Origin of the sequence: Candidatus Thiothrix phosphatis (assembly GCF_035668035.1) — a bacterium.
Lineage (GTDB): Bacteria > Pseudomonadota > Gammaproteobacteria > Thiotrichales > Thiotrichaceae > Thiothrix > Thiothrix phosphatis.
Genome location: NZ_JAYMYJ010000155.1, coordinates 14,545 through 40,188, shown reverse-complemented (window position 1 = coordinate 40,188; position 25,644 = coordinate 14,545). Strand labels below are relative to the sequence as shown.

The 25,644-nt window shown below is 59.1% G+C and carries 22 protein-coding genes; 16 read left to right on the top strand and 6 right to left on the bottom strand.

From position 1 onward, the window contains the following. Positions 1 to 1,544 (top strand): IPTL-CTERM sorting domain-containing protein (locus VSS37_RS20500; RefSeq protein WP_324698243.1); only part of this gene is annotated, 1,544 nt, incomplete at its 5' end. 76 nt (positions 1,545 to 1,620) lie between these two features. Here the strand turns inward: VSS37_RS20500 and VSS37_RS20495 are convergent. After that, positions 1,621 to 2,499, bottom strand: a complete 879-nt coding sequence (locus VSS37_RS20495; protein ID WP_324698242.1) for a LysR family transcriptional regulator — start codon at positions 2,497 to 2,499, stop codon at positions 1,621 to 1,623. Between the two features lie 109 nt (positions 2,500 to 2,608). Here VSS37_RS20495 and leuC point away from each other — a divergent pair, with 109 nt between their 5' ends. The 11 genes from leuC to VSS37_RS20440 all read left to right on the top strand — a co-directional run bounded on the left by leuC (position 2,609) and on the right by VSS37_RS20440 (position 15,413). After that, a complete protein-coding gene (gene leuC / locus VSS37_RS20490; RefSeq protein ID WP_324698241.1) occupies positions 2,609 to 4,012 on the top strand; it encodes a 3-isopropylmalate dehydratase large subunit in 1,404 nt (467 codons plus the stop codon). A gap of 12 nt (positions 4,013 to 4,024) precedes the next feature. After that, the gene (locus VSS37_RS20485) at positions 4,025 to 4,171 is read left to right on the top strand and encodes an entericidin A/B family lipoprotein (protein WP_324698239.1); all 147 of its coding nucleotides are present in this window, start codon (positions 4,025 to 4,027) and stop codon (positions 4,169 to 4,171) included. Positions 4,172 to 4,176: 5 nt separating this feature from the next. After that, the gene (gene leuD, locus VSS37_RS20480; protein ID WP_324698237.1) at positions 4,177 to 4,812 is read left to right on the top strand and encodes a 3-isopropylmalate dehydratase small subunit; all 636 of its coding nucleotides are present in this window, start codon (positions 4,177 to 4,179) and stop codon (positions 4,810 to 4,812) included. An 18-nt stretch (positions 4,813 to 4,830) separates the two neighbouring features. Then, positions 4,831 to 5,910, top strand: a complete 1,080-nt coding sequence (gene leuB / locus VSS37_RS20475) for a 3-isopropylmalate dehydrogenase (protein ID WP_324698235.1) — start codon at positions 4,831 to 4,833, stop codon at positions 5,908 to 5,910. 3 nt (positions 5,911 to 5,913) lie between these two features. Beyond that, positions 5,914 to 6,936: an aspartate-semialdehyde dehydrogenase gene (locus VSS37_RS20470; protein WP_324698233.1), complete on the top strand. Its 1,023-nt coding sequence runs from the start codon at positions 5,914 to 5,916 to the stop codon at positions 6,934 to 6,936. A 258-nt stretch (positions 6,937 to 7,194) separates the two neighbouring features. Further along, positions 7,195 to 10,491 (top strand): motility hub landmark protein FimV, encoded by a 3,297-nt coding sequence (locus VSS37_RS20465; RefSeq protein ID WP_445971501.1) that lies wholly within the window; start codon positions 7,195 to 7,197, stop codon positions 10,489 to 10,491. 73 nt (positions 10,492 to 10,564) lie between these two features. Continuing rightward, positions 10,565 to 11,347, top strand: coding sequence for a tRNA pseudouridine(38-40) synthase TruA (gene truA / locus VSS37_RS20460; RefSeq protein WP_324698229.1), 783 nt, complete (start codon positions 10,565 to 10,567; stop codon positions 11,345 to 11,347). Between the two features lie 13 nt (positions 11,348 to 11,360). After that, positions 11,361 to 12,827: an NADP-dependent succinate-semialdehyde dehydrogenase gene (gene gabD / locus VSS37_RS20455; RefSeq protein ID WP_324698228.1), complete on the top strand. Its 1,467-nt coding sequence runs from the start codon at positions 11,361 to 11,363 to the stop codon at positions 12,825 to 12,827. 86 nt (positions 12,828 to 12,913) lie between these two features. Beyond that, the gene (locus VSS37_RS20450; RefSeq protein WP_324698226.1) at positions 12,914 to 13,219 is read left to right on the top strand and encodes an RDD family protein; all 306 of its coding nucleotides are present in this window, start codon (positions 12,914 to 12,916) and stop codon (positions 13,217 to 13,219) included. Positions 13,220 to 13,304: 85 nt separating this feature from the next. Then, positions 13,305 to 14,474 (top strand): UbiH/UbiF/VisC/COQ6 family ubiquinone biosynthesis hydroxylase, encoded by a 1,170-nt coding sequence (locus tag VSS37_RS20445; RefSeq protein ID WP_324698224.1) that lies wholly within the window; start codon positions 13,305 to 13,307, stop codon positions 14,472 to 14,474. A 36-nt stretch (positions 14,475 to 14,510) separates the two neighbouring features. Further along, positions 14,511 to 15,413, top strand: coding sequence for an alpha/beta hydrolase (locus VSS37_RS20440; RefSeq protein WP_324698222.1), 903 nt, complete (start codon positions 14,511 to 14,513; stop codon positions 15,411 to 15,413). A 250-nt stretch (positions 15,414 to 15,663) separates the two neighbouring features. Here the strand turns inward: VSS37_RS20440 and VSS37_RS20435 are convergent, their stop codons facing one another. Further along, positions 15,664 to 16,242, bottom strand: a complete 579-nt coding sequence (locus VSS37_RS20435) for a hypothetical protein (RefSeq protein WP_324698220.1) — start codon at positions 16,240 to 16,242, stop codon at positions 15,664 to 15,666. Between the two features lie 117 nt (positions 16,243 to 16,359). On the opposite strand from VSS37_RS20435, the gene VSS37_RS20430 reads away from it, so the two are divergent. Then, a complete protein-coding gene (locus tag VSS37_RS20430) occupies positions 16,360 to 17,406 on the top strand; it encodes an Sfum_1244 family protein (RefSeq protein WP_324698218.1) in 1,047 nt (348 codons plus the stop codon). A gap of 46 nt (positions 17,407 to 17,452) precedes the next feature. On the opposite strand, the gene VSS37_RS20425 is transcribed toward VSS37_RS20430, so the two are convergent. Both VSS37_RS20425 and VSS37_RS20420 read right to left on the bottom strand, forming a co-directional pair. After that, a complete protein-coding gene (locus tag VSS37_RS20425; protein WP_324698217.1) occupies positions 17,453 to 18,601 on the bottom strand; it encodes a molecular chaperone DnaJ in 1,149 nt (382 codons plus the stop codon). A gap of 38 nt (positions 18,602 to 18,639) precedes the next feature. Continuing rightward, positions 18,640 to 19,515 (bottom strand): LysR family transcriptional regulator, encoded by an 876-nt coding sequence (locus VSS37_RS20420; RefSeq protein WP_324698215.1) that lies wholly within the window; start codon positions 19,513 to 19,515, stop codon positions 18,640 to 18,642. Positions 19,516 to 19,629: 114 nt separating this feature from the next. Between VSS37_RS20420 and VSS37_RS20415 the strand changes: the two genes are divergently transcribed. Further along, positions 19,630 to 20,826, top strand: a complete 1,197-nt coding sequence (locus tag VSS37_RS20415) for an MFS transporter (RefSeq protein WP_324698213.1) — start codon at positions 19,630 to 19,632, stop codon at positions 20,824 to 20,826. A 22-nt stretch (positions 20,827 to 20,848) separates the two neighbouring features. Here VSS37_RS20415 and VSS37_RS20410 read toward each other — a convergent pair whose 3' ends face one another. Further along, positions 20,849 to 21,580 (bottom strand): DUF2270 domain-containing protein, encoded by a 732-nt coding sequence (locus VSS37_RS20410; RefSeq protein ID WP_324698212.1) that lies wholly within the window; start codon positions 21,578 to 21,580, stop codon positions 20,849 to 20,851. A gap of 84 nt (positions 21,581 to 21,664) precedes the next feature. Continuing rightward, on the bottom strand, positions 21,665 to 24,220 hold the full coding sequence (hrpB, locus tag VSS37_RS20405) for an ATP-dependent helicase HrpB (RefSeq protein WP_324698210.1): 2,556 nt from the start codon (positions 24,218 to 24,220) through the stop codon (positions 21,665 to 21,667). Positions 24,221 to 24,375: 155 nt separating this feature from the next. Here hrpB and VSS37_RS20400 point away from each other — a divergent pair, with 155 nt between their 5' ends. Both VSS37_RS20400 and VSS37_RS20395 read left to right on the top strand, forming a co-directional pair. Beyond that, on the top strand, positions 24,376 to 24,942 hold the full coding sequence (locus VSS37_RS20400) for a Uma2 family endonuclease (protein WP_324698209.1): 567 nt from the start codon (positions 24,376 to 24,378) through the stop codon (positions 24,940 to 24,942). A gap of 62 nt (positions 24,943 to 25,004) precedes the next feature. Then, entirely contained in the window at positions 25,005 to 25,613 is a 609-nt protein-coding gene (locus tag VSS37_RS20395) for a 2OG-Fe(II) oxygenase family protein (RefSeq protein WP_324698207.1), read from the top strand. Positions 25,614 to 25,644 lie beyond the last annotated feature (31 nt).

Genomic DNA, 25,644 nt, shown 5'->3' with positions numbered 1-25,644 from the left:
GTGACAACAACGACAATGGCGGCAACACCCCGGCTGACGGCCTGTGCTCCAATGTCGTGGTGCTGGATGACAAGGAGCCAACCGGCGAGACCCCAACCGCCAGCGGCGTTGCGGGTGACGACGGCCAAGGCACCGAAGACGCCCGCTCCAACCTGACGGTTGACTTCGGCTTGCTGCCGCCTGAACCAGGTACGCCTGTTGCAGTCGGCAACCAGATATGGGTTGACAGCAACGCTGATGGCGTGCGGGACAGTGGCGAAGGTTTCCTTGCTGGTGCTACGGTCACCCTGACAGATGCGGCAGGCAACTCCGTCACTGACTTGGATGGCAAAGCGATAGGGCCGCATGTCACCGGCGCGGATGGCATTTACCTGTGGGGTAACTTGCCGGAAGGCGATTACGTGGTGACGGTTGTTCCGCCGACGGGTTACTTCCCGACCATGGGTGGTGTGGATGCGGATGATGATGCTAGCGACTACGATAGCAACTGCCGTGTCAATCCGGCCAATGGCGCGATCCAAACCCAGCCATTCACACTGGCGGCGGGCACGGAACCTGCGGATGATGGTGACGACGCCAATGGCAATATGACCATCGACTGCGGTTTCTACAGTGGTGTTTCGCTGGGCAATAAAATCTGGTTCGACACGAACGGCAATGGCCAGCAGGACAGCGGCGAACCGGGCATCAGCGGCATCAGCGTCAGTCTGATGGATGTGGATGGCTCCACGCCTGCGACCGACATCACCGGCAAGCCGGTGGCTCCCGTTACGACCGGCCCTAATGGTGATTACCTGTTCACTAACCTGAAGCCGGGCGATTACGTGGTGGTGGTGAATTCGGGCGCCAGCTCTGGGTACAGCTTGACTAAAGGTGGCGCGGATCCGGATACCGACCTGTCTAATACCGACAGCAACTGTAAGCTGGTCGCTGGCAGTTTCCAGACGCCAGCTATTACCTTGGCTCCAGGAACTGAACCGGGCGCTGATGTGGATGGTGATGATGAGAACCGTAACAGCACGGTTGACTGCGGCCTGTTGCATGCGGTCAATCTGGGTAGCCGTTTGTGGATCGACCTGAATGCGAATGGCAAACAGGATCCGGGCGAACCGGGTGTGCCAGGGGCGACGGTCACCCTGCTGACGCCGGATGGCAAGCCGGTCACCGACATCTTCGGCGATGTGCTGCAACCGCAGACCACCGACGCGGATGGCAACTACTTCTTCAGTGATCTGCAGGAAGGCAAGTATGTTGTGAAGGTCATTCCACCTGTTGGTTATCTGCCAACCATCGGCGGCAGCGACCCGAACGATGACAACGCAGGGGATAGCAACGGCGTCCTGAATCCGGACGGCAGCATTTCCAGCAAACCGATCGATCTCGTCTGGGGTGATGAGCCGGAAGACAACGGTTCCACCAACACCACAGTTGGTTTCGGTCTGGTGCCAAACCTGGAAATCCCGACACTCAGTGAGTGGGGGATGGCGATCATGAGCATGCTGCTGGCGGCGACCGCATACTTCCGCCGTCGGCGCGAAGACTGATTGTTGTTAGGAAGCGTGTAGCGGAAAGGCCGACCTTGTGTCGGCCTTTTTTATGGGCGCACCACGGGGCAGATCATCAGCCTGTGTGGTCGGCGTATTGCCCCAGGATTTGCAGCAAGGTTTTGGCGGCGTTGGACAAGGTGCGCTTGCGGTGGAATATCACCCCCAAATGCCGGTGCGGGGCAAGCGGCGTCTGGACGGTCGCCAGCGTCCCATCCAGCATGGTGTGCGGCATCAGGGACCAGCCCAACCCCGCGCTGACCAGCATTTTCAGCGTTTCGAGGTAGTTGGTGCTGATGTAAACGTCCAGTTGGTTGTCGAAGGGCGCGAGCGCCTGACGGATGATCTGGTACGTGAACGTGTCCTTGCCCGGCATCACGCAGCGGTGTCCCACCAGTGTCTCCAGGGTGACATGGGGCGCGTGGCAGAGCGGATGTTCCGGGTCGACGACAAAGTGCAGTTGGTCTGTCCAGATGTGTTGCGCCTGCAACTGTTCCGGCAATTCGGTGGGCAGGGTGATGAGGGCGATCTCCAGTTCCCCCCGCTCCACGGCCAGGCACGCCTGTTCGGAATCCACGAAATGCAAGTCCAGCCGCACGCTCGGGTGTTCGCGGTTGAAATGGCTCAATGCGGGCGGCAGGCGGCGCAGGCCGATGTGGTGGCTGGTGCCCAGCACCAGATAGCCCTGGAGGTTGCCGGACAGGTTGGAGGCGATGCGGCGGATGTCTTCCAACTCGTTGCGCAAGGCTTGCACGCGCGGCAATAGGGCGTGGCCTGCTTCCGTCAGCGTCACCTTGCGGTTGATGCGGTTGAACAGGGGCGCGCCCAATTCGTTTTCCAGCTGGTTGATGCGCTTGCTGATGGCGGGTTGGGTGATGAACAGGGCTTCGGCTGCCAGCGAAAATGATTGGTGGCGGGCGACTTCGATGAAGGCGTTGAGGTGGCTGATGTCCATGGTTTTGTATTCTATTCTGGAATGCAGAATATGAAAATTATGAATTTTATTTATTCATGGATGGGTGGTATTCTTCAGCTATCAATCATGTTTTTCGAGGAGACCGTTTGTGGCTGGCAAAACTCTCTACGACAAGGTATGGGACGCCCATGTGGTGCGGCAGGAAGCGGATGGCACCTGTTTGCTCTATATCGACCGTCATCTGGTGCATGAAGTCACTTCCCCGCAAGCGTTTGAAGGCCTGAAAATGGCTGGCCGCCAGCCGTGGCGTGTCAGCTCCATGGTGGCGGTGCCGGATCACAATGTGCCGACCATCGGGCTGGAGCATGGCATCACCGACCCGGTTTCCCGCACCCAGGTGGAAACGCTGGACGCCAATTGCCAAACCTTCGGCGTGACGGAGTTCCGCCTCGGTGACATCCGTCAGGGCATTGTGCATGTGATCGGCCCGGAACAGGGTGCCACCTTGCCGGGCATGACTGTGGTCTGCGGCGATTCCCACACTTCCACCCATGGTGCATTCGGCGCGCTGGCGCATGGCATCGGCACTTCTGAAGTCGAACACGTCATGGCGACCCAGTGCCTGATCCAGAAAAAGATGAAAAACATGCTGGTCAGCGTGGACGGCAAGGCAGGCAAGGGTGTGACCGCCAAGGACATCGTGCTCGCCATTATCGGCGTGATCGGCACGGCGGGCGGCACTGGCCATGCAATCGAATTCGGCGGCGAAGCCATCCGCGATTTGTCGATGGAAGGCCGCATGACGCTCTGCAACATGGCGATTGAAGCAGGTGCCCGCGCCGGGATGGTGGCGGTGGATGATACGACCATTGGCTACGTCAAGGGCCGCCCGTATGCGCCGCAAGGCGAAAACTGGGACAAGGCCGTTGCCGCTTGGCGGGATTTGCATTCCGACCCGGACGCCGTGTTCGACCGTGTGGTGCGCATCGACGCCGCCAGCATCAAGCCGCAGGTCACCTGGGGCACTTCCCCCGAGATGGTGGCGGCGGTCGACGGCAACACGCCTGACCCGGCGCAGGAAAGCGACCCGGTCAAGGCCAACGGCATCCGCGCCGCCCTCCAGTACATGGGGCTGGAAGCCAATATGCCGCTGACTTCCGTGCAGGTCGACAAGGTCTTTATCGGCTCCTGCACCAACTCCCGCATTGAAGACCTGCGCGCCGCCGCTGAAGTTGCCAAAGGGCGCAAGGTCGCCAGCAACGTCAAGCTGGCGATGGTGGTGCCGGGTTCCGGTCTGGTCAAACAGCAGGCTGAACGCGAAGGGCTGGACACGATCTTTATCGCCGCCGGGTTTGAATGGCGGGCACCGGGCTGTTCCATGTGCCTGGCGATGAACGCTGACCGCCTGGAGCCGGGCGAACGTTGCGCCTCCACTTCCAACCGCAATTTCGAAGGGCGGCAGGGGCAGGGCGGGCGCACCCATCTGGTCAGCCCGGCGATGGCGGCGGCGGCGGCGGTGACCGGCCATTTTGTCGATGTCCGCACTTTGTAAGGAGAGAAGCGCATGAAAAAACTGCTGACTGTTTTGTCCCTGACGATGTTCCTGGCGACACTGGCCGCTTGCAGCACGGTGGAAGGTGTGGGCAAGGATCTGAAATCACTGGGCGGTTCGATTGAGAAAGAAGCATCGAAAGACGACAAGGCGAAGTGACCATCATGGAAAAATTTACTGTGCATACGGGCGTGGTGGTGCCGCTTGACCGCTCCAACGTCGATACGGACGCCATCATCCCCAAGCAATACCTGAAATCCATCAAGCGCACCGGCTTTGGGCCGACGCTGTTTGATGATTGGCGTTATAACGAGCCGGGTGAGCCGGGCATGGATCACAGCAAGCGCGCCGTCAACCCTGCGTTTGTGCTGAACTTTCCGCGCTACGCTGGCGCTTCCGTGCTGTTGGCGCGGGAAAATTTCGGCTGCGGCTCCTCGCGTGAACACGCGGTGTGGGCGCTGACCGATTACGGTGTCCGTGCGGTGATTGCGCCGAGTTTCGCCGACATCTTTTTCAACAACAGTTTCAAGAATGGTTTGTTGCCGATCACCTTGCCTGCCGAGGCGGTTGAACAGTTGTTCCAGGAAACCGGGGCGCAGGAAGGTTACCAACTGACGGTTGACCTGGAGCGGCAGCAGGTGCTGACGCCAACCGGCGCGGCGTTCGGCTTCAGCATCGACGAATTCCGCAGGTATTGCCTGCTCAACGGGCTGGATGACATCGGCCTGACGTTGCAGCATGCTGACGAAATCCGTGCTTACGAGGAGCGCCGCCAGCAGGCTGCGCCGTGGTTGTTCTAATTTTTTATTTGGATTTATATGACTAGCAAGATTCTGGTATTGCCCGGTGATGGCATCGGGCCTGAAATTGTGGCGGAAACCATCAAGGTTCTGGATGTTTTCACCGCCGAGGGCAGCCTGTCAGTCGAGCTGGAATACGCCGGTATCGGCGGCGCTGGCTACGATGCGGAAGGCAGCCCTTATCCGGCTTCCACCCAGGCGCTGGCGAAAGAGGCTGACGCCATCCTGCTGGGCGCGGTCGGCGGGCCGCAGTACGACAAGCTCGACCGTCCGCTGCGTCCGGAACGCGGTTTGCTGGCTATCCGCGCCGATCTGGGGCTGTTCGCCAACCTGCGCCCGGCCATCCTGTACGAAGAGTTGGCGTCCGCATCCACCCTGAAGCCGGAAGTGGTGGCCGGTCTGGACATCATGATCGTGCGCGAACTGACCGGCGGCATTTATTTCGGCAAACCGCGCGGCATTGAAGTGCTGGAGGACGGCGAGCGCCGGGGCTACAACACCCTGGCTTACCGTGAGTCCGAAATTGACCGTATCGCCCGTGTTGCGTTTGAAACGGCGATGAAGCGCGGCAAACGTTTGTGCTCGGTCGACAAGGCCAACGTGCTGGAAGTGTCCGAGCTGTGGCGCGAAGTGGTCGAGCGCGTCGGCCAGGAATACCCGGAGGTCGAACTCAGCCATATGTACGTCGACAACGCCGCCATGCAATTGGTGCGCGCGCCCAAGCAGTTCGATGTGATGGTGACCACCAATATGTTTGGCGACATCCTGTCGGACGCCGCTGCGATGCTGACCGGCTCCATTGGCATGTTGCCTTCCGCCTCCCTGAACGCTTCCGCCTGCGGCTTGTATGAGCCGATCCATGGCTCCGCGCCGGACATCGCCGGGCAAGGTGTCGCCAACCCGCTGGCGACGATCCTGTCCGCCGCCATGTTGCTGCGTTACAGCCTGAACCGGGGGGATCTGGCTGACCGCATCGAGGCGGCGGTGAAGCAGGTGCTGGCCGCTGGCGTGCGCACCGGCGACATTTATGCGGAAGGTTGCCGCAAGGTTGGCACGGCCGCGATGGGCGACGCCGTCGTCGCTGCTTTGCAGGCTTGACGCATGGCGCGGAAAGTGGACATTGCGGTGGTCGGCGCGGCCAGTCTGGTGGGTGAATCCATGCTGGATCTGCTGGCTTCGCGCCGGTTTCCAGTAGGGCGTGTCTATGCGCTGGAAGCGGATGCTGATGGCGAGCAGACGGTGGAGTTCGGCGGTGAATCGCTGGATGTGGAGCCACTGGCCGATTTCGACTTCGCCAGCGTGCAGATTGCGCTGTTGGCGGCAGGGGAAACGGTCGCTGCCGCCTACGCCCCCAAGGCTGCTGAGGCGGGTTGCGTCGTGATTGACGACAGCGCCTGTTTCCGCTTGGAGGAGGATGTGCCGCTGGTGGCGGCGGAGGTCAATCCGCAGGCGATGGCGGCGTATTCCCGGCGGAACATCATCGCCAATCCCGGCAGCGGCGTCACCCAGATGCTGACGGTGCTGAAGCCCTTGCATGATGCGGCAGGCATTGCGCGCATCAATGTGGTCACCTTTCAGGCGGTTTCCGGCGTAGGCCGCGCCGGTGTGGACGAACTGGCGCGGCAAACGGCGCAATTATTGAATGCCCGGCCCATTGAGGCGGGCGTTTTCCCCAAGCAAATCGCGTTCAATGTGCTGCCGCAGATTGGGGATGTGCTGCAAAACGGTTATACGCGCGAAGAAATGAAACTGGTGTGGGAAAGTCGCAAGATTCTGGAATCGCCAGAGCTGCCGGTGAACCCGACCACCTTGCGGGCTCCTGTGTTTTTTGGCCACTGCGAGGCCATCCATCTCGAAACGCAGCGCAAACTGACGGCGCAGGAAGCCGCCGCCATCCTGCGCAAAGCGCCTGGGGTGGAGGTTCTGGACGGAAGGGGGGAGGGCGATTATCCAACCCCGGTGACGGAAGCCGTCAATGCCGATAAGGTGTTTGTTAGCCGTATCCGGGAGGACATTTCCCAATCCTTTGGTTTGGACCTGTGGGTGGTTGCGGACAATGTGCGCAACAGCGCCGCTTTGAACAGCGTCCGGATTGCGGAAATTTTGCTGCAAGACTACCTATAATCACGGGTTAAGCGGGAATTAATTCATTATTAACGACAATGGGCCGTGGATATTGGATGTGGGGTCTCTTGTCCACATGTTCAAAAGCTTGTCTCGGGGCGGCATTGCTTACCAAAATGTACTACTATATAGTCCAGCTTAAGAAACAATAACTAGAATCACTATTCATCAGAATAATAAGGGCTAAATTAAGAGTTGCACAGGTGATGAATCAGGGATGCTACAATCTTACAGATAAAGAATCGAAGGGGAATTGCAGTGAATAAACAAGCCTTGAGCTTAGCTATATTCATCGCCGGAGCATATCCCGCGGCTTCTAGCGCCCTGGGACTCGGGGATATAGAGTCCAGCTCTCACCTGAATCAGCCACTGCGCGCCAAAATTGACCTGTTGTCTGCCGCCCCTGCAGATGCAAGCCAGATCCAAGTGCGTTTGGCACCGCCTGACGTGTTTAACCGTGTGGGCGTAGCCCGCCCTGCTTTTCTCAGCAGCTTACATTTTACTCCATCCGTTCAAGGCGGGAAGCCTGTCATCCTGGTCACTTCCGATCGGCCGATACAGGAACCGTTCGTTAACTTCCTGCTGGAAGTCAGCTGGCCTCAAGGGCAATTGCTGAAAGAATACACAGTCATGCTGGATCCGCCGGTATTGATGCAACCGGGCAATACGGTCGCGGGGGATGCTACAGTGCGCGCCGAACCGAAGGCGGCGGGCAATGTGCGACGGCCGTCGCGGCAAGCGTCCACCCAACCGGCGGCCCCTTCTGGCCAACCGGCGGCTTCCGGATCTGGGCGTAACCGCACTTACCGGGTCAGGTCAGGCGATACCCTGTTCCGGGTTGCATCCCGTTTGCAGCAACCCGGCGTCAGCAATGACCAGATGATGATGGCGTTGTTCCGGGCTAATCCGAACGCTTTCATTGGCGAAAATATCAATAACCTGCGCACAGGGGCGACGCTGAAGGCACCTGCCTCCGGTGATGCGGGGGATATTTCACGGGCGGAAGCGCGCCGTCAGATTCGCCAACAAAACGCCGAGTGGCGTGAGTTCCGCAAATCGTTGGCGGGCAAGACTGTTCCGCAGCAATCCACGGGGACAACATCAGCCTCCAAGCCATCCGCCCCGACGGCGGCGACCCGCAACACTGCCGGTAAAACCGATGACAAGGCGCGGCTTGAGGTGTTGGGTGCGCAAGCAGCCGGAAGTGAAGCCAAGAATGCAGCGGTCGCGGCTGGCAACGCCAAATTGGCGGCGCTTGAAAAACAGCTTGCCTTGGCGAATGAGTCACTGACAGCGCGGCAGAACGAAAATAAAGATCTCAAGTCGCGGGTTACGGATCTTGAGTCCATGCTCAGTAAGAAAAACCGTTTGCTGGCTTTGCGTGACAACCAGCTTGCGGAGTTGCAACAGCAACTGGCGGCCAACGGGATCAAGACGGCACCATTGGCGGAAACGCCTGAAGCCCAGGACGCCGCCGCACAGCAGGCGGCCACTCGGGGCAATCAGCAACCATCTGTTCCAGGCACGCCAACGCCTGCGCCGGATCAGGGCAAAGACATCCAAACCCACATGGCGAACGTTGCGGGTAAAGACAATGACGCCGTATTGCGGGGTGAACAACCACCTGCGGCGTCAGGCCAGCCCGCTGCTGTTACGCCTCCGGGAGGAACGCCCACGGGCGTCCAGCCGCCAGCAGGGACGCCTCCCGTTGTGGCGGCTAACCCTAATCCACCGGCGAACGCCAGCAGCAGTTTGGTTCCATTGACGCCACCGGTTGAGAATACGCCGCCCAAACCTGTCAACAAGCCAGCAGTGGTGCCGGTAACGCCCATCAGTGAACCGGAAGACAAGAAGCCTGCATCTGCATTTGTGGACGAAACAAAGGATAGCAATGATCTTCTGGGTATGTTGACATCACCGTTGGCGTTGAAGATTGGCGCTGGTTCCTTGGCTTTGCTGCTGTTGCTATGGCTGCTTGGGCGTCGTCGCAAGCCGGATGGTGCGGATTCCGCCAAGGCGAAAGACCGCTTCGCCAATTTGGACGATGAATTGGACGGGCCGCTTATAGAAGAAGAACCCCTGGATCTGGGTACGCTGGAATCTGAATTGGATAAGGCGGAGCAACGTGGCTCCCGTGGTTATGGGGCAACAACTAGCCATGGCCAAACTGATCCGTTCGGCATTCGGGATGATGGCGATAATGCCTGGGATGAGGGTGCCCATGTTCCGGTGAGCGCCTCCCATGACAATACGCACGGGTCTGAAACCGAAGACGATCTGTTGACCGAAGCGAATGTATACATCGCCTATGGGCTTTACCAGCAGGCGGAAAGCGAACTGAAAAAAGGCATTGAACGTCAGCCGGACAAGCTGGAATATCGCCATAAATTGCTGGAGTGTTATTTCTCCGCCAATAATCGTGAAGCGTTTGACAATCAGGCGCAACAGTTCGCCAGCATGAATGGCCCCAACAAGGCGGCCTTGTGGAAGTCCATTGCGGATTGGGGACGCAAAATCAGTCCGGACAACAAATTGTATCAGGGCGATGGCTCCAATATCAGCGCGGTCGCAACGACAGTCGCAACCGCACTGGGGGGCATGGCGGCGGCAGGTGCCGCAGCCGTTGCGGCAGCGGACGATACTGTCCCGCATGCTGTTGAAGAACATCCGCTGAAACCTGTCGAGCCAGTTGAGACGCATGGGCGTCATGTTGCTGAAGAGCATCCGCTAAAACCTGTCGAGCCAGTTGCAGAGCATGGGCGTGATGGCTTTGCTGGAGCGCCGGTGATGGATGATGATTTCGGCGATCTTGAGCTGGGTGACCTGGACTTTGATGATATTGACCTTGACAAGTTATTGCAGGATGGTGAAAGCGCTGATGTTGAACCGCCCGCACCACAAGCTGTCATGTCCACACTGCCGGACTTGCCCGATCTGAGTGCGGGTCAGCAGCCGCATCAGCTAGCAGCGAACTCTTCTGAGCTGGAGGAGGAAACTTTCGATCTGGAGAATCTGGATGATGACCTTGATCTGGACTTTGACTTGGATTTGCCGGATGCGCCTTCCCAACCGCTGCTGGATGTTGATGCGGCCAAGGGTGGCAATGGCTCCGCCAGCGGCGTGCTGGATTTCAGTCTGGATGATGACGCGGATGAGCACAAGGCGGATACGCCAGTGGCCGGAGCCGTCGCTGCGGCAGCCATCGCCGCCCCAGCCGTGGCTGCCGCTGCTGGTAATTCAACCAATCTGAACCTGCATCTGGACAATAACACCGGCATTACCCGTATCCTGCCCAAGGACACCTTCTACGCGCCGATCAGTGAAGAGGACAAAGATTGGCTGGGTGATATTGATGACGCGCTGTCTTTCCTCGACTTTCCGGATGAAGAGATCGACCTGCATGAAGCGCATATCAGCACCAAGCTGGATCTGGCGCGCGCCTATTTGGACATGGGCGACATCGAAGGCGCCCGCAGCACGCTGGAAGAAGTCATGGTCGAAGGCAATGACGACCAGCGCCGTGAAGCTGAGGTTCTGCTGCACCAAACGGGTTGAGGAATCTGCACATTCCCGCTATAAAGGCCGGTTCATCCGGCCTTTTGTGTTTTACGCCAGTGGGATTGACTGAATGAAATTTGCAGCCTGTATCGAATACGACGGAAGCCCCTTCTACGGCTGGCAACGTCTGGGGCATGCGCCAACGGTGCAGGCGTGTGTCGAACAGGCGCTTTCGGCAGTGGCGGCGGAGCCTGTGCAGGTTGTATGCGCCGGGCGGACTGATACTGGCGTCCACGCGCTGGGGCAGGTCATCCATTTTGAAACCAGCGCAGTGCGGCCAGAGCGCGGCTGGCTGTTTGGGGCTAACGCCCATTTGCCGGAAGGGGTCGCCATGCGCTGGATACAGCCGGTGGCGGAGGAGTTCCACGCCCGTTTTTCCGCCTATTCACGCCGTTACCGCTACATCATCCTCAACCGTCCGGCGCGCCCCGCCCTGTTGCACAAGCGGGTGCACTGGTTGCATGGCGCGCTGGACGCCGAGGCTATGCACCAAGCGGCCCAGGCATTGGTTGGGGAACAGGACTTTTCCAGTTTTCGTGCGGCGGGTTGTCAGGCGCGTCATGCTGTCCGTGAAATCACCGCAGTCCAGGTCAGCCGGGAGCAGGATTTTATCCATGTCGATATTGCGGCCAATGCCTTTTTACACCATATGGTGCGCAATATTGTCGGGTCGCTGCTGAAGGTGGGGGCGGGGGAGCGCCCGCCGGACTGGATCGCGGCGCTGCTGGCATTGCGTGACCGCACCCAAGCCGGGATGACCGCCCCTGCTGGAGGGTTATATTTCGTGCATGTTGCCTATCCGGAAGTGTTCGGTTTACCTTCCACCTATACATTGCCCCGTTTCGCCATCTGACAGGAGAACCCTCATGCTGACATTACAAGCGCCTTATTTGCTCCGTTCCCGTTGCCATATTGATGGCCAGTGGGTTGCTGCGGACACTGGCGGCGTGCTGCAAGTGCGCAATCCCGCCACTGGTGAGGCGTTGGCCAACGTGCCGGATTGCGGCGCGGCTGAAACCGGGCGGGCGATTGCCGCAGCTGAAGCGGCGTTGCCAGCATGGCGGGCGCAAACGGCGGCGGAGCGCAGCAGCATCCTGCGCCGTTGGGCGGCGTTGATGCGGGAGCATCAGGACGACCTGGCGGTGCTGATGACTTCGGAGCAAGGCAAGCCATTGGCGGAAGCGCGGGGCGAAATTAGTTACGCCGCCTCATTTTTCGACTGGTTTGCGGAAGAAGGCAAGCGGGCGTATGGCGATGTCATTCCCTCCCCGCAAGCGGACAAGCGCCTGCTGGTGATCAAGCAGCCCATCGGTGTTTGCGCCGCCATTACCCCGTGGAATTTTCCGGCGGCGATGATTACCCGCAAGCTGGGTCCGGCGATGGCGGCGGGTTGCACGATGGTGCTCAAACCGGCGGAACAGACGCCGCTGTCGGCGCTGGCGCTGGCGGAGTTGGGGGTGCGCGCTGGCGTGCCTGCGGGCGTGTTCAACGTCATCACTGGCGACCCGGTCGCCATTGGTGGGGAGCTTACCGCCAGCCCGGTGGTGCGCAAGCTGTCGTTCACCGGCTCCACCGAAGTCGGCAGGCTGCTGATGCGCCAGTGTGCGCCAACCCTGAAAAAGCTGTCGCTGGAGCTGGGCGGCAATGCGCCGTTCATCGTGTTTGATGATGCCGATCTGGATGAGGCGGTGGAAGGCGCGCTGGTGTCCAAATACCGCAATTCCGGCCAGACCTGCGTGTGCGCCAACCGTTTTCTGGTGCAGGCGGGCGTGTATGACGCCTTTGCGGCCAAGCTGGCGGAAAAAGTCGCCAGCCTGCGGGTTGGCAACGGGTTGGAGGCGGATGTCACCCAAGGGCCGCTGATTGATGAGGCGGCGGTGTGCAAGGTCGAGGAACTGGTGGCGGATGCGCTGGCGGGTGGCGCGCAAGTCATTGGCGGCGGCGGGCGGCATGAGCTGGGCGGCTCCTTTTACAAGCCCACGGTGTTGACGGGCGTCTCGTCCAGCATGCGGGTCGCCAAGGAGGAAATCTTTGGCCCGGTGGCGCCGTTGTTCCGCTTCGAGGATGAGGCCGAAGCTATCCGCATGGCGAATGACACCGAATATGGGCTGGCGGCTTATTTCTATGCCCGTGACATCGGTCGCGTCTGGCGGGTGGGTGAAGCGCTGGAATACGGCATGGTGGGCGTCAACACTGGCATGGTGTCGACGGAGGTCGCGCCTTTCGGCGGCGTGAAAAGCTCGGGGTTGGGGCGGGAAGGCTCCCGCTATGGGCTGGATGAGTACCTGGAGATCAAATACCTCAGCATGGGTGGCATCCATGCCGCGTCGTGAGGGTTTGGGCGGCAAAATGGATTCGGCTTGCCTATACTTTTAACCTCAGTGTCTGGTGTATGTAATTGTGACAAGGAGTGTCATGGATGAAAACCAATACCCCGGCTTCGCCACCCCACAAGGGATATTTTCTGTCCCATATCCATGAGCAGGCGCATGGCCATTCCAGTATGCGCTTGCTGGCACTGGCGTTTGATCTTGTGCTGATTGTTCTGCTGATCATGCTGGCGGTGCTTTTGGTGCTCGGCCAAACCTGGCTGGTGTACCACGCCGTATATGCCGCGCCGTCGTTTTATCTGCTGGCTATTTGCGTCGTCCTCCTGTATTTCGCAGGTTTCAAGGCCATTCTGGGCGCTACCCCCGGCAAAATGTTGCTCTTGCCCTGGTTATAAGCGGATTGTTGATCCTGTGAGTGTTGCCAAGCGCTGCTTTGTTGTAGGCTGGGGCGACTGTAACGTTGTCTAAGGAATAATCAATATGCCGAAGCAATACGATGTCATCATCGCGGGTGGCGGGATGGTGGGTTCCACGCTGGCTTGCCTGCTGGGCAAGATCGGCCTGCGCGTGGCTGTGCTGGAAACGCAACTGCCCACCGCCTTTTCCCCTTCCGACCCGTATGACTTGCGGGTGTCCGCCATCAGCCGCGCATCGCAACGGGCGTTGGCTGGCGCTGGTGCCTGGGAGGGCGTGGTGGCGCGCCGCGCCGCGCCGTATGAATCCATGTGTGTATGGGACGCCACCGGCGCTGGCGAAATCCGTTTCGACGCCGCCGACCTGGGCGAGCCGGATCTTGGGCATATCGTTGAAAACCGGGTCATCCAACTGGCCTTGCTGGATGCGGTCAATGCGCTGGAAGGCGTGGATCTGTATTGCCCTGGCAAACTTTCCGCTTTTTCTGTTGGCCTTTCCGCCATTGATGTGACGCTGGAAAGCGGTGAAACCTTGCAGGCGAAACTGCTGGTGGGCGCGGATGGCGCGCAATCCCAGGTGCGGCGGCTGGCCGGTATTGGGCTGGAAACCACGGATTACGGCCAGAAAGGGCTGGTTTGCGTAGTCCAGACCGAACGTCCGCATCAGGACACGGCGTGGCAACGCTTCATGCCCAGCGGGCCGCTGGCGTTCCTGCCGCTGGGGGAAAATTTCTGCTCCATTGTCTGGACATTGCCCGCTGACCGGGCCGACGCCATGCTGATGCGCGATGCAGCCGGTTTCCGTCAGGAACTCGGGCAGGCACTGGATTATCGTCTAGGGGAAATTACCGGCGTTGGTGAACGCGCCGCCTTTTCCTTGCGTGGTCGCCATGCCGAGCCGTATATCCAGGAACGCATTGCGCTGGTGGGGGATGCCGCCCACACCATCCACCCGCTGGCTGGGCAGGGCGTCAACCTGGGGATCAAGGATGCCGTGGAGCTGGCCGCGCAAATTTATCAGGCGCAGGGTGACATTGGCGGCCTGCGGGTGCTGCGCGCCTATGAACGCGCCCGGCGGGGCGATAATGTGCTGACCCAGAAGGCGATGGAAGGTTTTCGCCTGTTGTTTGGCAATACCTTGACGCCGTGGAAAATTCTCCGTAATTCGGGGTTGAATCTTGTCAACCGGATGGGATTTCTGAAAGATGAAATGGCGAGGCGGGCGATGGGAATCTAAGCCCCGCAATGTAACCTACCCAAACCGGAGAATTTCATGAAACCACTCAGCCGACTTGCTGGTATTGTTTTGCTGCCGTTGCTGGCAGCTTTTTCCAACCTTCATGCTGAAGAAGTCACTGTAAAACAGGGTGACATCAACTTGCGCGCCGACCTGGAACTGGCGTCCGGCAAAACGGTCAAGGATGGCGTCATCCTGATGCTGCATGGCACGCTGGCCAATAACAAGATGGAAATCATGCAATCCTTGGCGGACTTGCTGAAGGAGAAGGGCTACAACACACTCAGCGTCAATCTCAGCTTCGGCATTGACAAGCGTCCGTCCGAAATGCTGGATTGCGCGGTTGAACACAAGCACAAGCATGAAGACGCGGTGACGGAGTTGGATGCCTGGATGAACTGGCTGAAGGGACAAGGCGCCACCAAAGTGGTGTTGCTGGGCCATTCCCGTGGCGGCAATCAGGTCGCTTGGTACGCGGCTGAAAAAGACTCCGGCTTGCTGGAAAAAGTGGTGATGGTGGCCCCCGCCACCGCCGACCCGGACAAGGCCAGCCAGGAATACGCAGAACGTTACAAAAAACCGCTGACGGAGATTATGGCGGAAGCCTCCAGGCTGGTGGAGGATGGCAAAGGCGACATTCCGCTGGAACTCCCTGGTTTCCTGCATTGTGAAAACGCCAAGGCGTCAGCCGCCAGCATTGTCTCTTATTACAACAATGATGAGCATAAAAATACCCCCAGCCTGTTGCCAAAAATTCACAAGCCCATGCTGATCGTGATGGGTTCTGCGGATGAGGTGGTGACGGATTTGCCAACCCAATTGCAAGGGGTCAAGCAGGCTAATTTGACAGTGGAAACCGTCGATGGCGCTGACCATTTTTTCCGTGACCTGTACGCCGATGAACTGGCGGACAAGGTTGAGGCTTTTATCGGTTGGTAAGATTTGCCGGGAAGCAGGCATTTGTTGCCTACTTCCCGCGCATGTATGGAATCCGCTACACTCCAACAATAATACCGACGGACTCCATAGAAATGAAAATATTACGATTAATTTTGCTGGCAACTCTCCTGTCGCTAACCGCTTGCTCCTGGTTGCCGGGGCAGTCTGAGCCGGAAGAAGACGCGCCACATTCCTCCGCCATTCTGGTGATCAATGGTTTTTGTGGACTTATTTCCTATTGTTAGCCGGGTCAGACCGTTGCTTGAGGTTGCAAAAAGCCCAGCCGGGTGATGACTTTCTTGTAGGTGCTGAGAATTTCCGGCATCAGCACCCGTTGGATATAATCCAGCACCCATTTGCGGTCGCGCGGCCCTAGGGCTTCGGTGATGAAATTGCCAAACAGCAGCCCCATGGAGAAGCCCGGCTCCTGCCCCACTTTGCCCCAGCTGGTTTCCGCGTAATCGTTCATGCGCTGGTTCAGCTTGTTGATGAACGGGTTGCGGTAATCGCCGGGGCCGCCGAAGTCGCGGGCGTTGTCCTGCACATGGTCGGCGATTTTCAGCGCAAAGGTTGAGATCAGCGCGCCACGGTCTTCATCACTGAGCACCTCATAGGCGATGCGGTCAAGCACATGGATCATGAAGGCCATGATTTCCTCCATGACCATGACCCGCTGCATCTGGGTGTCGGTCTGGAAGTTTTCATTCTCGATTTCCAGCAGTGCATGCATGCCGATCTTCCAGGTGTTGAAGGCCAGCACGCCGACCGTGTCTTCCAGTGAAACTTCGCGTTCCTGTTTGTTCCATTTGGTTTTCAGGCGGATGCGCACGTCTTTTCCTCTCTCAAAACGGGTATCGGGCGCATTATAGTGGCAGCGTATGAGGAAATGCGAATACAGGTGGGAAGCTTGGTAATATCGGGGTGATGCGCAAATGAGGTGGGTTTTATGTATCAGCAACACAGTGATTTGATTGCGGCGGTGCAACGCAACTGCCATATCGCCGACGCACGCCATGCGGGGGATTACACCCTGTGCGTGTATCTGCTGAAGATGCGGGAATTTTACCGCTGGGAAAAGGGCATTGGGTTCCAGCAGGTGTTGACCAGCGATGATGTGGGCGACTGGCTGACCCGGCGCGAGGCGGTCTGGGATGAGCTGGATGCGGCGGATTTCACGCCCCTGCCGGTCAGCGGCGGCGGTGAACATGATCCCTTCGACAGTGCGGCGATCAATTCGGACATCAATGCTGAGGGGATGGTCTACAGCGCCGGTTATGGCCGCCGGAGCCGTCCGCTGTTTTTTCTGGCGGAGCTGGAGCAGAAAATTGAGCAGGACGGCTACACCATCCTGGTCGCAGGCCGTGAGTTGGCGCGCGATGTGGAGGCGCCGCCCGCCATGAACCAGGGGCAACAGGTGTTCGTCCGCCGCGAATCGCTGCGCCGCATGTTATGGGAAAAGGTTGAGGAATGGCGCTGGAGCGGTTCCGACACCCCGTTGGGGCGGGCGATTGCCTGCTACGGTTTCGATACGGATGTGGACGCCGCGCTGGATGCGATGGCCGCCGCCGAAACCGGCATGATCGTGGCGCACGAAATCGGCGAGGTGAAAGCCGGGCAGCGGCTGGGCGACGCGGCATGGCAACAGATGCTGTTCGCCCTGCCGCCGTCCCACGCTGACATTATGCTGCGGGCGGTGCGTGACCATCTGGCGGATTCGCTGCACACCATTCCCGAATTGCTGGCGCAGGATAATCCGGCCTTGATCCATTTCTATTTTGGCAACCTCACGGCGATGCGCAAGAAACTGGCTCCACAGTTGACGGAGGCGTATCAGCATTGGCATGCAACCGGCGATTTGCAAAAGATTGCGGATTGGGCCGGGCAGGGCCGGGAACATTGGGCGCAGGTGGGTGAGGCCGCCCTGACGCTGTTCCAGCAACAAGGCACGGCTGCCTTGGCAGAGATTGAAGCCATGATTGATGGCGCGCACTGAAGCCTGTTCCAGGTTTGGCGTATGAAGCGGTGGAGGCGGAAGGCGGCTAGCGTCTCCGCAACTCCGGGGGCAGCAGCGCGTTCAGGAATGGGTCAATTTCCGGTTGTGGAATCCGGTAGCCTTTCAGCCAGGCTTTGAGCTGTTTCACATCGTTGAACAGCCGCAAATCGTGCTGGATGCGGGCGATGCCGTCCTGCAGGGTGCGGATGTCCTGTTTGAGCAGGGTGGCCAGCCGTTTGGGGGAAAGCGCTTCGAACGGTGAAAGGCCCAGCAGGTGGCGGATTTCATCTTCCTTGAAAAACACCTCTTCCTGTATTTCCCGCAACTGGTCGGTAAGGATTTTGTTGTAATGTTTGAGACGGTCAGCGGCGATGCTGTTGAGCTTGCTTTGGTCAATCTGTTCCGCCGCCAGTTGCAGTTCCAGCAGTTTGAGCAGGTCGCGGTTGCCGTAGGCGACGGTCACTTGCTGCATCAGTTCGGTCTTGCGTTCGCGTTCCTCCGGGTCTTGCTCGCGGTCTGGGTGTAGGGCGCTGGTCAGTTGGCGGTAAACCGCCTGGATGGATTTGCTGACATTGGCGGCCTCTTCGGCTTCACGCGCTTCCTTGGCCAGTTGTTTGGCGGATTTTTTACGTTGGGGGCGGGCAGCTTTTGCAGCTTCAGCCTGTTCCTGCTGGTGTTGGAATTTGTTGAACAGCCGCTCGGCGGTTGCTTGCGGGTCATTGACATCAAATTCGTCATCATCGATGGAAATGCCGAACTGCTGCTCCATCATGCTTTTGAGCATGTCGGCGGCCATGTCCTGCTCTTCCTGCGCTTCACTGTCGTAATCGCCGCCGCTGTACTGGTTGTACAGGGTTTTCAGGTCAGCGTCATCCGCGAACTGGAGCAGCTCTTCACTGATTTCACTGATGATGTGGCTTAACTTTTCCTGCTGGTTGGCGGTGAACTTGTGGCTGATGATCTGCTGGTCAAGCAGCTTCGCCATGGCGGCCTGATGTTCGCGCATGGTCTGGCGCAATGGCTCAAGTTTTTCGGCAGCCTCCTGCCGCACCAGCTGGAAGGTATCCTGCCACTCGGCCAGCAGCTTTTTCTGCGCGTCGATTTTTTTGATCAGGCTGTTGAATTTCTTTTGGGCGGGAGAAAGCAGCTCCTGTGTGGCGCCAGCTTTGATATGAACAATTTTGGGCGTGGACATGGCGGTTCCTGGGGTTTGAATACAGTGTAAGTGTGGCATCATGCTGGGCTTTGTTCCAGCAGGAAGGCCACGAAGGCCCGGTTGGCCCGCGACAAATACCCTTCGCGCCGCCACGCAATGCACAAATCCAGCCATACCGGCTGTTCAAACGGCAGGTCGATCAAGTCTGCATCTTCCTTCACCACCATCGCCAGCAGGGTGGAAATGCCGAAGCCCTGTTTGATGATCGACTTGATCAGCGGCAACAGGTTGGTTTCAAAGCCGATATTGGGCGTCACGCCTGCCGCTTCCGCCAGTTGGTCAATGATCTTGCGGTGGAAATAGCCGGGGCGGAACATCACCAGTTCCTCGCTGAAAAAATCGCTCAGGCTGATGCAGCCTTGTTGGGCGAAGTGGTGATCCTGCGCCACCACCACCCGCATTTCCTCGCGTTGGAAGGTTTGGGCCTCCAGTTCCGGCGGGACGAAATCGCGCACAATGACGGCGAGATCCAGCTCACCGCTTTCCAACATCTGTTGTAACTGCCAGGTGCCGCCTTCCACCACTTGCAGGCTCAGGTTCGGGTGGCGGTGGCGGAAAGCCATCAGGATCGGTGGGAAATAATACGACCCCAGCATGCCGGGCATGCCGACCCGCACCTTGCCTTGCGTCAGCCCCTTGAGCTCCCGCATTTCCAGCTCCGCGTCGTGCACGGCTTGCAGGATGCGTTGGGCGTGGGGCAGCAGGCAGGCGCCTTCGTCCGTCAGCGTGACTTTGCGGTCGTGGCGGTGGAACAGTGTCAAGTCCAGTTCCGCCTCCAGCTTGCGGATGGCGACGCTGACCGCAGGCTGGGCGACGTAGAGCGTTTCGGCGGCGCGGGTGAAACTGCCCAGGCGGGCGATTTCGTGGAAGTAACGCAATTGTTTGAAGTCCATACGGCTATTTTCAGTAAACAATCGTTATCGAAAGGATATTAACTATATATTTCATCAATTGCTGCGGTGCAACTATCCTGAGCGGATTAATCATGAATCAACAGGTAGGACACCATGATCGAAGCCGGTAGCCGCGAATTCCGTTTCGCCACCCTGGCCTTATGTTTGGGGTCGGCGATGATTTTCGCCAATCTGCATCTGGTGCAGTCGTTGCTGCCGACACTGGCGCAGCAGTTTCATTTGACGGAATTGCAGGCGAGCTGGAGCCTGACCATTACGATCCTGATGCTGGGCTTGTCGCTGCTGGTCTACGGGCCGCTGTCGGATGCGTTGGGGCGCAAGTGGATCATGGTGGCCAGCATGGCAGGGGCGGTGCTGACGACGCTGGGGCTGTCGCAGGTGGAAAGCTACCCGGCGCTGCTGGCGTTGCGCGGCTTGCAGGGCTTTTTCCTGGGCGGCCTGCCCGCCATCGCCATTGCCTACATGGGAGATGAATTTACCCGCAAGGCGGTGCTGCTGGCGGTCGGCGTCTACATCAGCGCCAATAGCTTGGGGGGCGTCACCGGGCGGATGATCGGCGGTTTCGTCGGCGAACATTTCGGCTGGGCGGCGGCATTCGGCGTCATGGGGCTGGTGAGCGCCGTGGTGGCGGTGGCGTTTGTGCTGTTGTTGCCAGCGTCGCGGCAGTTTCATCCCAAGCCATTGCGGCTGCGGCCTATCGTGCAGGACATGGGCGGGCATTTGCGCAATCGGGTGTTGCTGGTGGCGTTCCTGATTGCGGGCGGGAACTTCATGGTCTTTCTCAACCAATACAGCTACATCACCTTTGTGCTGGCGGACGCGCCTTACCATTTGTCGCCGCACGCGCTGGGGATGCTGTTTTTGACCTACCTCACGGGGTCGTTTGCGGCGGCAGGTTCTGGCCGGGCGGCGCAATACCTGTCTGCGCCGGTGGGGATGGCGCTGGGAATCCTGTTGTTGATGGGCGGTTCGCTGCTGACGCTGATCCCTAACCTGACGACGATTGTGTTCGGGTTTATGGTCAGCAGCTTTGGCTTTTTCTTTACCCATTCGCTGGCGAGCAGCTGGGTCAGCCATCATGCCCTGAAAGCGAGGGCGAGCGCTTCGTCGCTGTATCTGGTGTTTTATTACATGGGGGCGAGCGCGGGCGGATTTTTGCTGGAGCCATTCTGGCAATGGCAGGGCTGGCTGGGCATCGTGGTTGGTTCGCTGTTGGTGTACAGCCTGACGCTGGGGTGCAGTTTGTGGCTGCACCGCTGGCAGATGGGGGAACACCGGGTGTTGGCGTAAGGCAAAGGGTAATGTGGCTGGGTTAGCCCATTGCCACGTTGCTGCTGCGCAGTTTGCGGGTCGCCAGATCCTGTTTCCAGGTGACGTAGGCGAAAATGATCCAGGCACCATGAAAGATAAAGCCGCATAGCACCACCAGCTCCCCCGGCAATGGCCCGATGGCGGCACGCGCATACAATTCGCCGACATGGTGCAACGGCGTGGGGTGGATCGCCAGTTTGCCGTAGTAGGCGATGGCTTGCACACCCAGCACCCAGGCGTAATTGCGCCGCAGACGCCTGCCGATGGCGCGGCTCAGGCTGATGTGGTGGTGCGGCGCGCAGTAGTCCTGCGCCAGGATTTCGCTCCAGCGGGTGTCATGGCGGATGCCTTCGCCGCGCAGCATCGGCGCGTAGAATTCGGTTTCCATATGGCGGGCGCGGGCGCGCCAGACATTGAAATAGCGGTAGCGGTGCGCTTCGAAGGTCAGGAACACAATGATCAGGAAACCGACCAGGATCAGTGGCAATGGTGAGGCGTCTTTCCCGGCGAAGGTGATCGAAAAGGCCAGCCCGGTAGTGACGACCGCCCAGTTGGTGGTGTTGTCCAGACGGGTTCGCCACACGGTGGAACGGTAGACTTCACCCCGGTAAAGATGGGCGATGGCGCCGATTTCAGCGGCGGTGAATTCGTGCTGCGAGTTGCCCTCAGCATCGACGGGTTTTGTGACTTCGGATCGGATGCGGTTCATGGCCGCCAGTATATGCCAGTTCATGGGCACTTGCCTGACTTCCACACACTTGCTGAAACATTTTTTGTGGGTCAGCCGGGCATGCGTATTGGCCTTGCCATGTTTGCTTTACAGGTGCTTTTTGAGCTTGCGGGTGGCTATCGCCTGGAGTGGGTCATCCGGCCATGGATGCTTGGGATAGCGGCCTTTCATATCCTTTTTCACGTCGTGGTAAGAGGTGCGCCAGAAGCCTGCCAAATCCTGGGTAATCTGCAACGGCCTGCCTGCGGGGGAGAGCAGGTGCACGATCAGGGCAACCTTGCCATTGGCGATGGTGGGCGTTGCCTGGCAGCCGAACATTTCCTGCAATTTCACGGCCAGCACCGGCGGTGATTGGCTGTAGTCGATGGGTATGGAATGCCCAGAAGGCACTTCGAGCCGTTTGGGGGCCAATTGCTCGAGCCGTTGTTGCAGTTCCCACGGCAAAGCAGCGCTGAGGATGGCGGTCAAATCCAGCTTTTTGAAGTCGGCCAGGGTGTTCACGTCCGCCAAGTAAGGGGCGAGCCAGTCTTCCAGGGTTGTCAGCAGATGTTCGCGTGTGACGTTGGGCCATGCTTGTCCGGGTTCCTCTCGGCGCAACAGGTTGACGCGGGCGCACCATTGTCCGTGTTCTGTTTGCCAGGGCAGCAAGTCCAGCCCTTGCTTGCGGATGAAGCTGATCAATGCGCCTGCTTTTATCTCGTTCGGGATGTTTTGCAGGGTTTTGCGCTGCAACACCAGTGCGCCGATTTTGTATTGTTCTTCGGCAATGAAGCGTTTGGCTTTATTGTCCCATTCCACCACGGTTTGCGTATGCACTTGATCCGCCAGGGCGCTGCTGAACAGCTTGTCATCCAGCGCGGCGGCGAAACGGATGGTGTCGCTTTTGCTGCCTGCCATGCTGCTGACTTCCGCAATCGCCAGCCAGGATGCGTTGCCGAGTGCGTGTTTGGCGGGCAGATCGGCGCTACGTCCGTTGGCAAGCTGGTAGCCGCCGGAATGGCGTCGCAGGGCAATCCTGTCGGGGTAGGCGCAGGCCAGCAGGTAGCCGTGGATTTGGGCTGCGGGCAGCAGGAAGTTTGTGTTGCTTTCCGGCAGTTGCTGGCTGTGGAGTTGTTCTACGAACTGGTTGGCGAGTTGTCGGGTGCGTTGCAGCCAGCCTTGCTGCTGGGGTGGGCATTTGGCTTTGCCTGCCAGGATGTCCAGCGGTTGGCTGATGTCGGGGTTGTCCTGGCTGAAGGGGTTGCGTTCGGAAAGCAGGCTGGCGAGATGGGCGGCGGTTGGCAGATGCCCGGCTTGCGCGCCGCAGATCAGCAGATGCGCCAGACGCGGGTGTACTGGCAGGGCTGACATGGCCTGCCCGTGCGCGGTGAGCACGCTGGTGTTGCCTTTGCGTCCGATGGCGTCGAGTGTTGCCAGCAAATCCAGCGCCTGTTGCCAGGGGCCGGAGGGTGGGGCGTCCAGCCAGCGCAGTTCCGCCGGGTCGTCCACGCCCCATTGCAGCAATTGCAGGGCGAGCGGGGCAAGGTCGGCGCGCAGGATTTCCGGGGTGCTGTGGGCGGCGAGCTGTTCCTGCTGGCTGGCGCTCCACAGGCGGTAGCATTTGCCGGGGGCGAGGCGGCCTGCCCGCCCGGCGCGCTGGGTGCTGGAGGCGCGGGAAATACGGCTGGTATGCAGGCCGGTCATGCCGGTGCCGGGGTCGAAGCGGGCTTCGCGCACCAGCCCGGAATCCACCACGACATCCACGCCTTCGATGGTCAGGCTGGTTTCGGCGATATTGGTGGCCAGCACGACTTTGCGTTCGTCAGGGTTGGCGAGTGGGGCAATGGCTTGTTGTTGTTCTTCCAGGGTGAGGTTGCCGTACATGGGGTGTAGGTGGACGCCGTGCAGTTTGCGTTCCAGCAGCCATTCGGCCAGTGTGTCGGTAACGCGGTGGATTTCGCCCTGACCGGGGAGGAAGGCGAGGATGCTGCTGTCGGGGTTGTCGTTTAATGCCTGTTTCAGGGTGGCGGTCATGCGGTCAGTGATGCGTTCGCCGGGTTTGGCGGCCTGCCCGTAGTGGATGTCTACCGGGTAGGTGCGGCCTTCACTGCGGACAACCGGCGCATCATCCAGCAGGCTGGCAATGGCGTTGCTGTCCAGCGTGGCGGACATGACCAGCAGCTTGAGCGGATTGTGGGCGTCGCGGAACAGTTCGCGTCCTTTCAGGCACAGGCTGAGGGCCAGGTCGGAATCCAGGCTGCGTTCGTGGAATTCGTCGAAAATCACCAGGCCGATCTCATCCAGCGAGGGGTCTTGTTGCAACATGCGGGTGAGGATGCCTTCGGTAATGACTTCGATGCGGGTGGCGCGGCTGATTTTGTTGTCCAGGCGCATCCGGTAGCCGACGGTCTGGCCTGCGCTTTCCTCCAGCAGGCTGGCCATGCGGTGGGCAGCGGTACGGGCGGCGATGCGGCGTGGTTCCAGGATCAGGATTTTTTTGCCAGCAAGCCAGGGTTCGTCCAGCAGGGCGAGGGGGACGCGGGTGGTTTTACCGGCTCCGGGTGGGGCTTCCAGGATGGCTTCGTGGCGGGTGCGCAAGGCGTGTTTGAGGTCGTCGAGGACGGCATCAATGGGGAGGGTAGGGTGAATGGCTGGCGTTTTCATGCGGTTTTTGTTGATCGGGAGTGGGTTGCTAAGATAGCAGGCATTCCCTTCCTGCCCAATGTTTTGTGATGGATGCCACGATATGGGCCTGGGCCTTTTGTGTTTGTGTTCCTGCCTGACTATCATTGGGCTAGCGATTTTTATCGGAGTCTTTTATGCCAGCCGTTGCCACGCCTGCCCCTCGCCTTTCCGAGCAAGACTACCTTGAGGGTGAGAAATCCAGCGACATCCGCCACGAATATGTCGATGGGCAGGTGTACGCGATGGCGGGTGCCAGCAAGCGGCATGGGGTGATTGCTGGCAACCTGTTCGCACATTTGCGGGAAAAGTCGAAAGGTATGCCGTGTACGGTGTACCAGTCGGACATGAAAGTCCGTACTGCCGGGCGCAAGGGTTATTATTATCCCGACGTGGTGGTTGGCTGTGAGCCGGATGATGCGGATGATTACTTCCTCGAAAAGCCGTGCCTGATCATCGAAGTGCTGTCGGCGTCCACTGAAAAGCGTGACCGTACCGAGAAGCTATTGAGTTATATGAATATTCCAACCCTGCGCGCCTATTTGCTGGTGGGGCAAGAGCAACCGGAAGTGGAAATGTTTTACCGTGAGCCGGATGGCAATTGGTGGGTGCAATCCTTCAGTGGCTTGGATGCCTCCATTGTGTTGCCTTGCCCGGAAACCACGCTGGCATTGGTGGATGTGTACGAATCTGTCCGGTTCTGAGTTTACAAGTTTATTGGCCTATGCTTACACTGCCTCTTACCCCTCAAGAACAGGTAAGCGCCATGACCGATTCCCGCCCGCCCCTGCAGACCATCCGTGAACTTGCGCCGAATTCGTTTATCTTTGCAAAGCGGGAAGCGCTTCCCGGTTTTCTGTGCGACAACATGGTGGGGCGGTTTGAACAGAATCTGGCAGATCAGTATGCCGGACGCTTGGGGCAGGATACGGGTTTCAACCAGGACGTAAAAAAGACCACGGATATTTTCATCAGCGGTGACGACAAGCCACACTGGAAGGATGTGGACAATAACCTGCACCGTTCGCTGGGGCTTGCGATCCGTGAGTTCCGTGAGGCCTTCCCGTATTTCAAGGGGCCGTTCAAGGATATGGGCTACAACCTGCAACGTTATCAACCAGGCGAGTTTTACCATTGGCATATTGACGGTGGTAGCCATCAGTTTTCCATGCGCCAGTTGGTGGCTTTGTGGTATCTGAATGATGTGCCGGACGAGGCGGGCGGTTCCACCGATTTCCTGTTCCAGAAGCTCAGTGTGCAGCCGGAAAAGGGCAAGCTGGTGTTGTTCCCACCGTTCTGGACGCATGAGCATCGGGCAGGCGTCATCAAGTCCGGGGCGAAATACATTGCGACAACCTGGGTGATTTTTGCCTGACCAGGGTTGGGGGTAATCTAACAATCTAACG

Coding starts and splice junctions, on each gene's coding strand:
- VSS37_RS20495 (WP_324698242.1), bottom strand. CDS start 2,499: ATGGACATCAGCCACCTCAACGCCTTCATCGAAGTCGCCCGCCACCAA.
- VSS37_RS20485 (WP_324698239.1), top strand. CDS start 4,025: ATGAAAAAACTGCTGACTGTTTTGTCCCTGACGATGTTCCTGGCGACA.
- leuD (WP_324698237.1), top strand. CDS start 4,177: ATGGAAAAATTTACTGTGCATACGGGCGTGGTGGTGCCGCTTGACCGC.
- leuB (WP_324698235.1), top strand. CDS start 4,831: ATGACTAGCAAGATTCTGGTATTGCCCGGTGATGGCATCGGGCCTGAA.
- VSS37_RS20470 (WP_324698233.1), top strand. CDS start 5,914: ATGGCGCGGAAAGTGGACATTGCGGTGGTCGGCGCGGCCAGTCTGGTG.
- truA (WP_324698229.1), top strand. CDS start 10,565: ATGAAATTTGCAGCCTGTATCGAATACGACGGAAGCCCCTTCTACGGC.
- gabD (WP_324698228.1), top strand. CDS start 11,361: ATGCTGACATTACAAGCGCCTTATTTGCTCCGTTCCCGTTGCCATATT.
- VSS37_RS20450 (WP_324698226.1), top strand. CDS start 12,914: ATGAAAACCAATACCCCGGCTTCGCCACCCCACAAGGGATATTTTCTG.
- VSS37_RS20445 (WP_324698224.1), top strand. CDS start 13,305: ATGCCGAAGCAATACGATGTCATCATCGCGGGTGGCGGGATGGTGGGT.
- VSS37_RS20440 (WP_324698222.1), top strand. CDS start 14,511: ATGAAACCACTCAGCCGACTTGCTGGTATTGTTTTGCTGCCGTTGCTG.
- VSS37_RS20430 (WP_324698218.1), top strand. CDS start 16,360: ATGTATCAGCAACACAGTGATTTGATTGCGGCGGTGCAACGCAACTGC.
- VSS37_RS20425 (WP_324698217.1), bottom strand. CDS start 18,601: ATGTCCACGCCCAAAATTGTTCATATCAAAGCTGGCGCCACACAGGAG.
- VSS37_RS20420 (WP_324698215.1), bottom strand. CDS start 19,515: ATGGACTTCAAACAATTGCGTTACTTCCACGAAATCGCCCGCCTGGGC.
- VSS37_RS20415 (WP_324698213.1), top strand. CDS start 19,630: ATGATCGAAGCCGGTAGCCGCGAATTCCGTTTCGCCACCCTGGCCTTA.
- VSS37_RS20410 (WP_324698212.1), bottom strand. CDS start 21,580: ATGAACTGGCATATACTGGCGGCCATGAACCGCATCCGATCCGAAGTC.
- hrpB (WP_324698210.1), bottom strand. CDS start 24,220: ATGAAAACGCCAGCCATTCACCCTACCCTCCCCATTGATGCCGTCCTC.
- VSS37_RS20400 (WP_324698209.1), top strand. CDS start 24,376: ATGCCAGCCGTTGCCACGCCTGCCCCTCGCCTTTCCGAGCAAGACTAC.
- VSS37_RS20395 (WP_324698207.1), top strand. CDS start 25,005: ATGACCGATTCCCGCCCGCCCCTGCAGACCATCCGTGAACTTGCGCCG.